At 61.7% G+C, this 12498-nt stretch carries 22 protein-coding genes; 17 read left to right on the top strand and 5 right to left on the bottom strand.

Features of this window, described 5'->3' with window-relative positions; genetic code table 11:
• Positions 1-15: 15 nt before the first annotated feature.
• From AB5Z05_RS00650 to AB5Z05_RS00640, 3 genes are all read right to left on the bottom strand, one after another.
• Positions 16-237, bottom strand: a complete 222-nt coding sequence (locus AB5Z05_RS00650) for a hypothetical protein (RefSeq protein ID WP_223920086.1) — start codon at positions 235-237, stop codon at positions 16-18.
• Positions 238-298: 61 nt separating this feature from the next.
• A complete protein-coding gene (locus AB5Z05_RS00645) occupies positions 299-913 on the bottom strand; it encodes a BRCT domain-containing protein (RefSeq protein ID WP_368149887.1) in 615 nt (204 codons plus the stop codon).
• A 74-nt stretch (positions 914-987) separates the two neighbouring features.
• Positions 988-1677, bottom strand: a complete 690-nt coding sequence (locus AB5Z05_RS00640; protein WP_368149886.1) for a LexA family protein — start codon at positions 1675-1677, stop codon at positions 988-990.
• Positions 1678-1791: 114 nt separating this feature from the next.
• Between AB5Z05_RS00640 and AB5Z05_RS00635 the strand changes: the two genes are divergently transcribed.
• From AB5Z05_RS00635 to AB5Z05_RS00555, 17 genes are all read left to right on the top strand, one after another.
• Positions 1792-2088, top strand: coding sequence for a Cro/CI family transcriptional regulator (locus AB5Z05_RS00635; RefSeq protein ID WP_368149885.1), 297 nt, complete (start codon positions 1792-1794; stop codon positions 2086-2088).
• A 5-nt stretch (positions 2089-2093) separates the two neighbouring features.
• Positions 2094-2378: a hypothetical protein gene (locus AB5Z05_RS00630; protein ID WP_270809067.1), complete on the top strand. Its 285-nt coding sequence runs from the start codon at positions 2094-2096 to the stop codon at positions 2376-2378.
• Between the two features lie 28 nt (positions 2379-2406).
• Positions 2407-2922, top strand: a complete 516-nt coding sequence (locus tag AB5Z05_RS00625; RefSeq protein ID WP_368149883.1) for a phage regulatory CII family protein — start codon at positions 2407-2409, stop codon at positions 2920-2922.
• An 8-nt stretch (positions 2923-2930) separates the two neighbouring features.
• The gene (locus AB5Z05_RS00620) at positions 2931-3278 is read left to right on the top strand and encodes an ogr/Delta-like zinc finger family protein (protein ID WP_368149882.1); all 348 of its coding nucleotides are present in this window, start codon (positions 2931-2933) and stop codon (positions 3276-3278) included.
• A gap of 24 nt (positions 3279-3302) precedes the next feature.
• The gene (locus tag AB5Z05_RS00615; RefSeq protein ID WP_368149881.1) at positions 3303-3761 is read left to right on the top strand and encodes a hypothetical protein; all 459 of its coding nucleotides are present in this window, start codon (positions 3303-3305) and stop codon (positions 3759-3761) included.
• Between the two features lie 61 nt (positions 3762-3822).
• Positions 3823-3999: a hypothetical protein gene (locus AB5Z05_RS00610; RefSeq protein WP_171272690.1), complete on the top strand. Its 177-nt coding sequence runs from the start codon at positions 3823-3825 to the stop codon at positions 3997-3999.
• A 2-nt stretch (positions 4000-4001) separates the two neighbouring features.
• Entirely contained in the window at positions 4002-4175 is a 174-nt protein-coding gene (locus AB5Z05_RS00605; RefSeq protein ID WP_368149880.1) for a hypothetical protein, read from the top strand.
• Positions 4172-4369 carry a hypothetical protein gene (locus tag AB5Z05_RS00600; RefSeq protein WP_223933174.1) on the top strand — a complete coding sequence of 66 codons (198 nt, stop codon included), beginning with the start codon at positions 4172-4174 and terminating at the stop codon, positions 4367-4369. The genes AB5Z05_RS00605 and AB5Z05_RS00600 overlap by 4 nt, the downstream gene beginning before the upstream one ends.
• Positions 4366-4575, top strand: coding sequence for a hypothetical protein (locus AB5Z05_RS00595; RefSeq protein ID WP_039040893.1), 210 nt, complete (start codon positions 4366-4368; stop codon positions 4573-4575). Before AB5Z05_RS00600 ends, AB5Z05_RS00595 begins: the two co-directional genes overlap by 4 nt.
• A complete protein-coding gene (locus AB5Z05_RS00590; RefSeq protein ID WP_223924821.1) occupies positions 4572-5000 on the top strand; it encodes a hypothetical protein in 429 nt (142 codons plus the stop codon). Before AB5Z05_RS00595 ends, AB5Z05_RS00590 begins: the two co-directional genes overlap by 4 nt.
• Positions 4997-5317 (top strand): hypothetical protein, encoded by a 321-nt coding sequence (locus AB5Z05_RS00585; RefSeq protein ID WP_128296135.1) that lies wholly within the window; start codon positions 4997-4999, stop codon positions 5315-5317. Before AB5Z05_RS00590 ends, AB5Z05_RS00585 begins: the two co-directional genes overlap by 4 nt.
• Complete coding sequence (locus tag AB5Z05_RS00580; protein WP_216993513.1) at positions 5314-5571, top strand: hypothetical protein; 258 nt, start codon at positions 5314-5316, stop codon at positions 5569-5571. Before AB5Z05_RS00585 ends, AB5Z05_RS00580 begins: the two co-directional genes overlap by 4 nt.
• Positions 5572-5711: 140 nt before the next feature.
• A complete protein-coding gene (locus tag AB5Z05_RS00575; protein ID WP_368149942.1) occupies positions 5712-7901 on the top strand; it encodes a replication endonuclease in 2190 nt (729 codons plus the stop codon).
• Between the two features lie 2 nt (positions 7902-7903).
• A complete protein-coding gene (locus tag AB5Z05_RS00570) occupies positions 7904-8401 on the top strand; it encodes a hypothetical protein (protein WP_368149877.1) in 498 nt (165 codons plus the stop codon).
• A complete protein-coding gene (locus AB5Z05_RS00565) occupies positions 8398-8622 on the top strand; it encodes a hypothetical protein (protein WP_095591450.1) in 225 nt (74 codons plus the stop codon). The genes AB5Z05_RS00570 and AB5Z05_RS00565 overlap by 4 nt, the downstream gene beginning before the upstream one ends.
• Positions 8619-8825 (top strand): hypothetical protein, encoded by a 207-nt coding sequence (locus AB5Z05_RS00560; RefSeq protein ID WP_319874062.1) that lies wholly within the window; start codon positions 8619-8621, stop codon positions 8823-8825. The genes AB5Z05_RS00565 and AB5Z05_RS00560 overlap by 4 nt, the downstream gene beginning before the upstream one ends.
• On the top strand, positions 8822-9154 hold the full coding sequence (locus AB5Z05_RS00555) for a hypothetical protein (RefSeq protein WP_368149875.1): 333 nt from the start codon (positions 8822-8824) through the stop codon (positions 9152-9154). Before AB5Z05_RS00560 ends, AB5Z05_RS00555 begins: the two co-directional genes overlap by 4 nt.
• A 450-nt stretch (positions 9155-9604) precedes the next feature.
• Here the strand turns inward: AB5Z05_RS00555 and AB5Z05_RS00550 are convergent, their stop codons facing one another.
• Both AB5Z05_RS00550 and AB5Z05_RS00545 read right to left on the bottom strand, forming a co-directional pair.
• Positions 9605-10666, bottom strand: a complete 1062-nt coding sequence (locus AB5Z05_RS00550) for a phage portal protein (RefSeq protein ID WP_323957467.1) — start codon at positions 10664-10666, stop codon at positions 9605-9607.
• Positions 10663-12432, bottom strand: coding sequence for a terminase ATPase subunit family protein (locus tag AB5Z05_RS00545; RefSeq protein WP_368149873.1), 1770 nt, complete (start codon positions 12430-12432; stop codon positions 10663-10665). Before AB5Z05_RS00545 ends, AB5Z05_RS00550 begins: the two co-directional genes overlap by 4 nt.
• Positions 12433-12498: the final 66 nt, after the last annotated feature.

Raw genomic sequence — 12498 nt, 5'->3', positions numbered from 1 at the left:
GTCAAGGCGCCCTATTTATCCCTGATGCACTAAGCCGTATTCAGCGACAAGCGCTTCCCACTGCTCGCCGTCCATTTCATCGCCCATCGCGGAGAAGTCATCCTTGCTGGCTTCATCAATCACATTGACGAGATAGAAGTCATCACCTTCTTCTGCAAAGACATCCTCAACCACCAACCTCATGCCTTCGACTTTCTTGGTAGAAAGATACAACCCGGTCTTCGGTACACTTTTCATCGGTTGCTCCTGGAAGCGGAATAGGGCCCATCGGATACTACGCCATCGTGCGCTGATGTGCTCATTGAGTCTCGGTATACGACTCGGGCAGTTCGCCGGTCTCGACTAGCAGTCGGATTTGCTCATGGCGCACTAATGGCACTCCGAGCTCATTGGCCTTTTTCATCTTCGACCAGCCAGCATTGTCACCGCAGCAGAGGAAATCGAGTGACTCCGATACGCTGGTAACGACCTTCATCCCAGCCGCCTCAGCCAGCTCGGTTAACTCGGCTTTGTCGGCCTTGGCGAACCCGGTGAAGCAGACCTTGAAGGAGTAGTCTTTCGGGGGCAACTTGCGACCGTGATAGCCAGGGTCAGATTTGATTTGCAGGATCCGGTCAGCATAAAGCGTCTCGGCCTTCTCAAATGCTTGAACGGCCTCTTCATGTGTATCGAACACATCGATCACTCGGTCGGTACGCAGAGAGATAAAGGTCGGGAACTCACCGGATAATGGTTCAATGTCTGCGGCAATAGTGACCTGATGACCGTAGGCAAGATTGCGATCTTGATTGATATGGTAAACCGCCACTCTCTTTGCTGAGAGCGCGCCTTTATTGCTCATGTAGAGGATATTGAAAACAGGCACCTCTGTGCCGTGATACCTGATTGATTCGGAAGAGTGAATATCAAGCACTGTTAGCCTCCTGCTATATCAGAATCTGTTACATGAACAATTAGCCGGTGGTTTGGCCGCGTTAATCGACCGTGTTATCCCCGTTTCAAAATACGACGGTGTTCGACCACCACGCCGATAATGGCGATGGAGGTTTGGTCGGTGCTGAGGGTTTCGTGGTCGTCATTGAGGGGGACCAGCTCGAAACGCGGGCTGCCATCTTCGTATTCACCCCGGGAACGGTATTTTTTGAAGGTGGCCTCTTCGCTGCCGTTCTTGGCAATCACAAAGTCACCCGCCTTGGGGGCTTCGTCGGCATCCACGATAAGCAGATCGCCTTCCTTGAAATCGGGTTCCATCGAGTTGCCGCGCACCCACAGACCAAACGCGCAGCTGCCGACGCTGACGCCTGCCGTGACATATTCCAGGCTGCCATCGAAGGCGGTGGCCTGTTCACACATTTCACGCCACTGCCCGGCCTGCACATAGCTGAGGATGGGGACCCGAACCCCTTGTGGGATGTCGGCGGGCTCGACGTTGCGATAGCCAGGGGGAGAAGGCTCCATCACGCCAGCGGCCCCGTCCTCTTTGCCGGTCAGCAGCCAATCGACAGACACGCCAAGCGCAGCCGCTAAGTCGTTGAGGTAGCGGCCTTTTGGCTGGTTCAGCCCTGATTCCCACTTATTAACAGACGCGTGAGTAATCCCAACGCGCCTAGCTAACTCGTTTTTGCTGATCTTGAGTGCCTGGCGGCGCTCTGAAATGCGGTCATTGATCGTTTCCATGAAACCTAAGTTACCACCCGCAATTGATACTTTGGGATCAAAAATCGTTGACCACCTATAATACCTAGGTTACAGTTTTCGCATTGTTGATACTTAAGGACACGGTGAGGGGCAATGCGAAAACATGACGCCATAACACACTTCGGTGGTGTGACTGCCACTGCAAAAGCGCTCGGCATATCACACGCCGCAGTAGTTAAGTGGGGCGACACCATCCCACAGGGCCGCGCCTACCAGATCGAGGTGTTGACCGGCGGTGCACTGAAAGCCGACCCCGCAGCCCCGTCTGGCCAACAGCGCCCCTATCAGCGCGTCGCGCCGGGCACCCCGCTGGAGGAGATCCCCAGCGTCCAGCGGGCGACTGCTGCCGCCAAGGCTGACCCCACCAACGCACAACCAGGGAAGGCGTAACCACCATGCCACCTCGTCATGTCAATCCAGCCGCCAGGCCGACCCAGGCTCCCGCCGTCAGCGCGATCAATCTGGTGATCTCGGCAGACATTCCGCCGCTGATGCCCATCGCCAGGTTTGCCGAGTGGATCGGGGTGTCTGTCGATACCGCCCGCCACTGGGTCAAAACGGGCCGCCTCGATGTCATGGAAAAAACGCGCGCCAATGAGCTGGTGATGGTCAAGGTGCATGTGTTTATCGCCAAACAGATGGCGGGACACTCGTCATCCCTGTTCACACTCGCCAGCTAACCATAGCGACCTTTGGAGGGAAATCAGAGTGTCAAACCAGTCCTGTTTTTCACACAACCACTTTGCGGCCGCCTGCGACATCTTCAAGGGGCGTTACAACCTCAGCGAGCTGGGGCGCGAGCTCGGCATGCCGCGAGGAGTACTGAACAACAAGTTCAACCCGGCCAATGAAAAGCACAAGCTCACCGCCCTCGACCTGATCGCCCTTTATCGCGCCACCGGCGACGACACCCTGTTTGACGGCCTGCTGTTTGACTGCGGTCTGACCGCCTCCAAGCTGCCCGCCGCCACAACAGCAACCCCGGAGGCCCGCGCCCAGCAGACGCTGACCGCCAGCGCCCAACTGCTGGGCGTCACCGCCCAAGCCACCACCCTGCTCAACGGCCACCGCGTCACCAAGGCCCATCGCAATGCGGTTATCAGCGGGCTGTGGGCGGGCATCGAGCACCTGGTGCTGATTGCCACCGAGGTGGAAGACAAATTCCACGCCGTACCCAGCCTTGCCTGCGCCGCCGACATGGCCCGCGTGGCGATGGGCGCATAGGAGACCCCATGTCCAAGTTTTTCCCCTGCCCTCACTGTGGGTCTTACAGCACCGTCAGAACCTCACAGCGCATGAGCGATCTCACCGTGCAGGCGCGCTATCGCTGCAGCAACGATTTCTGTGGGTACGTCTTCCAGGTGATGTCCACGGTGACCGGTTACTACGTGCCCAGCGCCCTGCCCAACCCCGCCATCCTGGTGCCACGGCTCAAGGGGAGCCGCAGCCACCAAGAGGAACCGGCCAGCACCGCCACCCCGCCACAGCCCACCAAGCCGCGCCCGTTCCGCGCCATTGAGGAACTCAAGCAGGCACAGGCCGGGGCAACCGAAACAACCGCAGAACAGGAAGGGGCCTAGGCCCCCTACAGGAAGGAGAACCCCATGCAAACGCAACGCATCGACCATGAACAGCGCAACTTGGCGGGGCTGACCCCCGATGAGCAGGTGGCCATGAACACCGCCGGCTGCCAGATCCTGCGGGAGTTGTTCGGCAAAACGCGCTCCAGTCTGGACACCGACTGGCTGGCCTTGAGCCAGGCCAAGAAAGCGGCCATCTGTGCCATCGCCCGCCAGCCACGGGGCGAGCTGATGACCGCCACCTTGTCAGCCCTGCCCCATGCACAGCGCGAGGCGGTCAGGCTGGCGGTGATCGCACTGGAGTACCAGGGGGAGTTTCGCGGCGGCTGTGACGCCAAGGTGTGGCACCCGGCGCCAGTGACCAGACCTATCGGAGATATCGAGAGAGAGAAGAAGGAACGCGCCGCCAAGCTGCGCATGAAACGCGCCGTGCTGGCGGGCAGTGAGATGTGCCAGTCAGGCCCCAGGGCCATCGGGCAATAAAAAACCCGCTATCGGTGCGACAACACCAGCGGGCTTTCCATCGTCAACAAGGAAAATCGACATGCCAACTTTAGCCATTCGTGACCAATTGCGCAACCTGCGCCTGCAAAACCGCAAGCTGGCCTGCCGCGGTCAGCGTTACAGCACCAGCCCAGACCTGATCCATGCCGTAGAACGCCCTGCCGCCATGGCGTGGCGTGCGGTCTGGTCGTGCGTCAACCGCCGTGGGGGGATCTGAACATGGCCGCCGTTATCACTCGTCACACCGAACCGACCATCAAAGCGGCATTCGCCTATCTGGTCCGACGCGGTTACATCAACTGCGGCACCACCTGGCTGCGCGGCCTGAACGGCTACGCCCGCATGGAGCGCCTGACCTCTGGCGCTATTCGCATCATCGAGGGGGTGGCATGAACAAGCTGTTGCAGCCGGTCAACCGGCAAACCGCCATTGCCGCCGTGCACGCGCTGCCGGCGCGGCTTCGCGCCAGCACCGATTACTCCTACCTCTACCGTGGCTCGGAGGGCAAGTCCCTGATGGCCCAGGCCAGACAGAACCAGCGCTGGTACCAGCTGTTCCACACCATGAACCGGAGGGCTCAACCATGAGCATCGACGCCATTCATATCGCCAAGCGGGCAGAGCGGGCTGTGCTGCCGCTGCTGACCGAGCTGCTGGCCACTGGCGAGCAGGAAAACCGCATCGCCCTGGGCGAGCTCTACTCCGGTGATGAGTACATCCAGGTGCAGCTGGTCGTGACCAGCCGCCCCGCGGATCTGCTCGATGACGACTCTGTGATGGGGGATGAGGCATGAGCGACATCTATGTAAACCCGATGGCAATGCGGGCCAGGCTGGCCGCCGAGCTGGCTGTGCTGGATTTGTATGGGGTGGTCAAAACCACCGCCGCCAGCCTGAGCGACTGGGTCGGTGTTAACGGCGATTCGCTCCCAGAGCCGCTTGTCGGTGCGGTAAACACCAGCATGGTCGCCATGTCGGCCGCCGCTCATTGCATTGGCTACAGGTCAGCCGACGAGCTGAGCAAGCGGTTGGCTGCCTTCGAGGACACCGGCGAGATGGTCGTGCAACTGCTGGCAGAGCTGAACCAGGGTGATGGCCTGCGGCGTGAGGATCTGGTTGTCACTCGCTCAGCAGTGCTGCTGCTGGCGATGTATGGGCTGCTGGCGCTGGCCTGCAGCGAGGCTAATGCAGACCGCGACGACAAGGAGACGCTGGTATGACCGACCTGTTTGAACTGGAGGCCCCGCTGGATGACCAGGGCACCACAGAGGCGGGCCCCGCCCACATGCGGCCATCCGCACCGCTCAGCCAGTTGGCCAGGCATTGGGAGGCCGCTCGCGGCGAGTTTGATTGTGCAAACATGTTTGCCGGCCATCCCGACATTGAGTCTCACATTGCCGAGCTGCTGGCCCTTGGCGCCATCCGCGCCGTGTACTGGTTGGCGCTGGGTAGCGGTGAGGTGGCGCTGGCCAGAGAAATCGCCGAGTGGTGGGCAGACTGCGAACCGCTCCATGGACTGGGGGAGACCATCAAATGAGCCACCGCCTGATCACCGACCTGCAAACCCGTGTGGATAGATGGTTCGACACCATGATGGGCGACGAGGCCCGCCTGCGCAGCTACCAGCGCGACCTGCTGGCCATGCGCCAGCTCTCCCCTCGCCCCCGCTGCACGGTCTCCCTCACCCTGCGCCAGTGTGTCGCAGCCAGAAAGATGGCGAGGCATGCCCGCCATGCGCTGGCCTCCTGCCGGAACAACATCAAAGAGCTGTCGGGTAACAATAACCAATGACCAACCAACAGAAAACAGGGCCAGCCGCCGAGGCTGGCCATCTTGGTTTTGCCATCAGCCGCCTGCCGACGCCAAAACGCAACCAGCTGCCGCTATCCAAGAAGACCCTCAAGGCCCGTATCGATGCCCTCGCCAACTCCATGCCGGGCACCAAGCTGGAGGCCGCCTTTGTGGGCGCCCCTGGTGAATACGATCTGGTCTGGGCGGTGCAACTGCTCGATGGCCTCTCCATGCAGTTCACCCAGGTGCTGTTCAAGCAGTACGTGCGCCGCCGCAAAGATGGCACCACCCGCAACTGCCGCAGCGCAAACATCTGGCTGCGGGAACGGGTGAAGTGGGTCAGGTCTCTGGTGATGGCGCTGCCAGTCGATGCTCAGCACCTGCGCGACGACGAAGGCCGCCGGCGAGTGGCCCACCAGTTCGCCAACCAGACCGCAGCCATCTGGAAAAACATCGAGCAGAACAGCACCGCCGGCGAACTGGACCTGATGGAAACATGGGAAGCCATCAAGCAACCTGCCGACCAGTGGGGATTCGTCGGCAAGATGCCGGACTTCAAAACCAGAGGGGCGCGGGAAAACTGGATCCTGAGCGTCATGGTGCGCCTGCTCTCCGCCAAGTGGTGGGAGAAGCGAGTGAACCGCTGCTGGGATCGGCTGCAAGAGCACATCGCCATCCTGCTGGGCAAGGTACGCAAGGGCGTCTCCGCCTACGTCTCGAACGCCACCATGAAGGTGGTGCGCGAGCGCAAGCAGGCCATGATGCGCTGGTTGGCTGAGTCGGAAGTGATGAACGGCCAGCATGACCTGGTGATCTCGATGAAGGATTGCTGGGAGGCCAGCATCTCCAACCCGGTCAACCGCCGCAACGAGATGATGACCCGCATGCGGGGGTTCGAGGACTACGCAGAGCAACAGGGCCATGTGGGGGTGTTCTTCACCTGGACGGCCCCCAGCCGATTTCACGCCTGGAAGACCGGCCGCAACGGCAAGACCATCGAGAACGACAAGTACCAGGGCGCCACCCCACGCGAAACCTGCGCCTATCTGGCCAAGCTCTGGAGCCTGACCCGCGCCTCACTCAAGCGCAATGATTCACCTGTCTACGGCTTTCGGGTGTGCGAGCCACACCATGACGGCACCCCGCACTGGCACATGCTGCTGTTTATGCGCCCGAGCGATCGCAACAAGGTGATCAGCACCCTGCAACACTACGCGCTGACAGACGACAAGGACGAGCTGGTGCGGGTACCCATGGCTGCCCCCACCTTTACCGATTTCACGCCACGGTTCGACTGGAAGATGATCGACCCAGCCAAGGGCGATGCAACCGGCTATCTCGCCAAGTACATCGCCAAGAACATCGATGGCGCCTATGTCGGTGACGACGAAGAGGCTAACACCCCAGCAGACCAGGGCGCTCTGCATGCGTGCGCTTGGGCCAGTTGGTGGGGGATCCGCACCTTCCAGCAGATCGGTGGCGCACCGGTCGGGGTCTGGCGCGAGCTGCGCCGTATCAGCAACGCCAAGAAGAATGGCGAACTCGTGGGGCCACCCAAGCCGGTGTTGCAAGACCCACGCTTTGAGGCCGCCCGCTATGCCGCTGATAACGCCATCTTTCGTTGCTACCTGGAAGCCATGGGTGGCGCACTGGCTACCCGTGCCGAGCACCCCATCAAGCTGGCCCACCTCATCGAGGAGCAGGCCAACAGATACGGCGAAGACATCAAGCGCCTGATGGGGTTGCACACAGCCCGCCTGGGTATCAAGACCCGCCTGCAAGGGTGGGAAGTGGTGCCAGCAGGCACCTATGAGGCCGCCAAGGCCGCCAGAGTTTCGGCTGGGGGTGTTGGGGTTAAGACGGGCGACAGCCCGGCACCTTGGAGCTCTGACAATAACTGTACGCAGCCGGATCCTGAGGCGTTCGCGGATCAGTTGATGGCAGAGCAATGGGGTTTATCTCCCTTCTCCATCGGGCGTTTACGGGCAGGCGCCAGCGTCAGCGCGGACGGCTTCACCCTCTGGCTGGAGAACGGCCAGGTGCAGTCGAGCCGGGCGATCCCGAGCGAGCCGGATTGGCAGCCAGAAGGCCAGGCGCCAGCCGAACAGGGCCAGCCGGATGAGTACGCGGTACCGGAAGGCGATCAGGACTGGCCGATGCTGGTTGAGCTGTGCGGCAAGGTCTACCAGGCACAGGGCCACGCCGGGGCGCACCGCTGGATAGAGATGCTGCCGGAGCCCTATCAGTCCGAGATGTGGCGCGTGCTGGAAGGGCTGGATGCACCGGAGTGGATGCAGGAACAGGACGACTACAGCGAGGAGTGGGTATGAACATGAACAACAAACAGACCGTCAGCCGCGAAGAGTACCGTCGCCTGGATAATCGGGTGACCTGCATCCTGCAGCAGCGCTGGCCAGCCAACGAGATCAGCCAATGGGTGGGGATGCTCCAGGGCAAACAGCAGGCCGTGGCCTGCGCCATCCTGCGCCGCCGGCACCCTAGCCCCGCGCTGCTGGCCCTGCCGGCCATCGCCCCCGATGTGCCAAACCCGTTTCAGGCCAGCGCCAACCGCCCCACCGTGCCGGTGCGCTCAGCCGATGGCCGCTCGGTTGGCCGCCGCCATATCGTGGACGGACTGACCCCCGTGGCCATCGACCAGAGCGGCACCATCCGGTGCGCCGTCACCGGTCGCACCCTCTTTATTGCCCCGGGCAGCGCCATCGACCGCGCCAACCCGGGGGCCGCCGCACAGCTCAACCCAACATACCGGCCGGCACTGCACCAGGTAGTGGCTGACCACCGTCAAATCGAGACAGGAGCTCAATCATGAGAGACCCCCGCAAACATCCGGTACCGGGTGATGTGATCACCCGCTTCGGTAGTACCAGGGAAGTGACAGCCATCAAGCAGAACGACCGCGGCACGGTGACCCATGTGCTATACGAACACCCTGGTCAGACGCATCTCGAGCAGGCGAAGGAGGCAACCATCTCCAGCTGGCGGGCATGGGCAAAGGAGGATGCCATGGTGGTAAGGGAGGGCGCAGCATGAAGCACGACAATGACCACCTGAAATTCCCATCGGGTAATACTGTTGAATTTTGCCGCAAAAGAGCCAAAAAACTGGTGAAGGAACAGAAAGCGGAAGGTAAGGAGTTGAAGCTATCCAGAGCGCTGGACATGGTAGCCATTACCAACGGGATTCCTGGCGGCTGGGCCGAGGCTATGAGCCAGATTGAGAAGAGGCAAGCATGAACTCCGCCACCAAACGCAAGCAGGACCAGCGGGCCAGACGGGCGGCCCTTGGCATCAAGCGGGTGGAGGTGGCGCTCTCAGAACGGGAGCGCCAGCAGCTGGACCACCTGCGCATCGCCAGGGCTGGCAGCGGTGAGCCATATTCCGCAGACGAGTACATCAGCACCCTGATCCGGCGAGATTGGGAACGCTGGCTGGAGCAGGAAGCCGAGCTGAAACTGCAGATCTGCCCGAACTGCGACTGCGCATTGCCGGAAGGATGCGGCGGCACCTTCAAGGGTCAAGCAGAGTGCTGGCACACCCAGGGCGACAAAGTAATCGCCCTGTAGTGGCAGAAATAGGGAATTGTGTCCGGTCACGCTTGCCGCGTCGTGACCGGACACATTTTTTTCGCCTGGATTTTGTGACCGTGAGAGCAAGCTGATGTTGGAGAGCCCGAAAATGAAAGGATCTGACGGAAAGTGAAGGATCGCGAAAAGGATCCGTTATCACCCGCGCGGCCAGCGCTGGCGCGGGGAACCGTTTCCCGACCCCAGTCGTTCACCTGCATGATTTTCCACACATAAAGCGGGCAGGCGAGGCGGGGTCCCGATTGCGCGCCAGCGGTGCTGGCAGGGGGCAGCAGGCTGCGCCAGCCGCTCAGGATGCGCGTGAAAGGATCTGCGAGGGTGCAAGGATAGCCCGCATCGGTGATGCAGCAGCGGGCCGCTGATGCGGCCATGTGAGGGGCAAAAGAAAACCCCGCCAGGTGGCGGGGTGGTCGGGATGCACAGGCCGGGTCAGCGCAGCATGTCGCCTTGGCTGGCCTGCTCGATCCCGGCAGCCAGCTTGTAGGGGTTGAACCGGATCACCTCCTCCCCTGCCCAGTCATTGAGCGCCAGCAGGCTGGCCTTGATGCTGTCGATCTCGTTGATGTCGAACACCTGGGCGGCCTTGGTCACATCGCCGAACCCGCCCGTGCTGTTCGGCATCACTCCCATCAGCTGGGGCGGTACCCGGTGGGTGGCCAACTGGTCGTCGCGGCTGACGTTCTTGATGGAGAGAAAATCATCCTTGGCCGCCACCTCGGCCACCGGGATCAGCTTCACCCCGTCCTTGCTGCCGTTCGGGGTGTAGAGCAAGAGGTTGCGGAAGTTGCCGGGCCCCTTGCTCTGGCGCAGCGCCTCACGCAGGGCCGCAATGTCGCCCTCGTTCTGCACTGCGTCGGTGATGTGCATGATGAACCCAGCGTGGGATCCATTCTCGTAATACTTGCGGCGGAACAGGGTGGCCGACTCGTTGAGCAGGGTAGAGTTTAGCCCGCCGACATAGTCGGGGATGCCGTAGATCTCCTGGTTGATGTCGCTCTCCATCACATGGCCAACCCGCCCGGCCGGCAGCGCCTGCTCCTGGCCGGGCTGGGCAATCCACCAATAGGTGTCCAAGTCCAGGGCGCGCCGGGTGTACTTGGCCCGCAGGTGGTCATAGCGCAGCACCCCGCCGAGTCGGTTCTGCACCGCCTGCAGATAGCCGTTGCCGAAGATCAGATAGTCCAGCGCCAACCCGGTGAAGGCGGCCAGGCTCAGTTTCGGATGCGGGATGAAACAGGAACGCAGGATGTTGCGCTTCACCTGGATGGCCGAGGCGTGATGCACCCCGGCCCGATAGACCCGAGACAGCCCATTGAGGGAGAGGGGCGGCTCGTACCAGCGGCCGTTGTGCATGGCCTCCAGGTAGTCGAACACCTCCCGTTGCGATAAGACGGGCACCGGCTCGCCAAAGCTGAACGCCTCGATGGCCGCGCCGGGTTTCTGGGTCGCCGTCATCGGCGAGGTATGGCGCTGTGGGCGGCGCTTTCTCATGCGAAAATCTCCATCATGCTGGTATTGGCACCGGTGGCACCTGCCAGCGGTTCGTGTAACAGGGCCTGCATCGTTGCCCAGGCAATATCGGCGTGGCTGGTTTCCTCTGACCGGCTGGCCTCAAAGGTCGGCAGCTTGCCGCCCGCGGTCACGGCGCGGCGGATGCTCATGAACGCCTGGGCGAGGTCGGTCCAACCGCTGTCAAACTCCAGCCGCCCCTTGTTCATCACATCCTGCGCCTTCATCACCATCTGGATTTTCACGCTCGGGTTGTACTGGATAGGGGTCGCCACAGGGTAGAACTGCTTCACCAACTGGTAGACCCCCTCCCCGATCCCGGTCGTATCGATGCCGATGTAGCACACGTTGTAGCGCTCGCACATGGCCTTGATGGCTCGCGCCTGGGCGTCGAAGTCCATCCCGCTCCAGCGGTGGCGCTCCAGCACCCGGAACTTGCCGCCGGGCACCGCCGGCGGAGCCAGCACGGCGCAACCTGCGCTATCCCCCTGCCCACCCTTGGCCGGGTCATAGCCGATCCACACCGGCCGGCTACCCAGCGGACGCAGGGCAAAGGGCTTGTAGTCGTCCCACAGTTCCCAGCTGTCGACCATGCAGCGCTGCAGGGTGACGAGCGGGAACACGCTCGAGGTGTCATCCATGAAGATGCACATCAGCAGGTTGAGGTATTCCTCCTCGGAGTACTCGCTGCGCAGCTGATCCAGGTCGAACAGGTCGCAGCCACCGCGCACCGCGTCTTCGACCGTGACAATCTGCCGCCACTGACCATCGGCGCACAGCTTACCGCTGGCAAGATTGGCGTGGCTCAGGTCAATCTCGACCCGGTCTGCCTTCGCCTTGCCACGGTTGAAGTTGGCGCCGGACCAGAACGCATAGGCGGGATGGGAAAGGCTGGATGGGGTGGAAATGTAGGTCTGGCGCCACTTCTTGTGCATCGCCATGCCGGAAGCCACCTTGCGGAACTCCAGGAAGCCATGGATCCAGAAGTACTCATCCATGTAGATGTTGCCGTGGTAGCTCTGGGCGGTGCGGGCGTTGGTGCCGAGGAAGTAGAGGTGCGCTCCGTTCGGTAGCACCATGGGGTCGCCCTTGAGCTCCACCCCCTCCTCCTTGGCAAACTGGATGATGTACTGCTTGAACACATGAGCCTGCGCCTTGCTGGCCGACAGGAAAATCTGGTTGCGCCCGGTGACCACGGCATCGATGAAGGCCTCGAAGGCAAAGAAGTAGGTCGCCCCAATCTGGCGAGACTTGAGCAGGTTGCGGATCCTGTGCTGGTTGCCAGCCTCGTACCAGGTGCGCTGGTAGCCAAACATGGTGGACTCGAAGCGCTCGATCAGCCGCTCTTGCTGTTCGGGCTCCACCACATTGCGCTCGGGTGCCTTCTTCGGCCCCTTGTTGCGGTTCGCCACCTTGGGGTTGAGGTCGACCTCGTTGCCTCCGTTGCTGTACTTGTTGACCCGGGCGATCCGCTCCAACTGCCTGCCCAGCAGGTCAATCTCCTTGAAGTCGCCGCCGGTTTTCACCTCCTTGGCGATCAGCTGGCACATCCGCGCCTCGATGGCGAAGTCGACCCGGTCAATGGGTTTGATGTCATCCCAGCCGCCGCGCTTCTTCCATGTCGAGACTGTCCCCTCCGGCGTCTGCAGCAATTCAGCAATGGCGCGGAGCGGATAGCCCTGGAAGAACAGGTGCATGGCCTGCCGTCTGGGTTCGATATGGGGGAAAAGTAAGGGTGCTGTCGTCATGGCGCCAGTCTACCCAGCCACAACCCATCCAAACGCCACCCCGCCAGTGTGCCAGCGCCGTACACA

This window comes from Aeromonas sp. R2-4 (assembly GCF_040908365.1).
Taxonomy (GTDB): domain Bacteria; phylum Pseudomonadota; class Gammaproteobacteria; order Enterobacterales; family Aeromonadaceae; genus Aeromonas; species Aeromonas veronii.
This window is presented reverse-complemented; position numbering and strand designations above follow the sequence as displayed.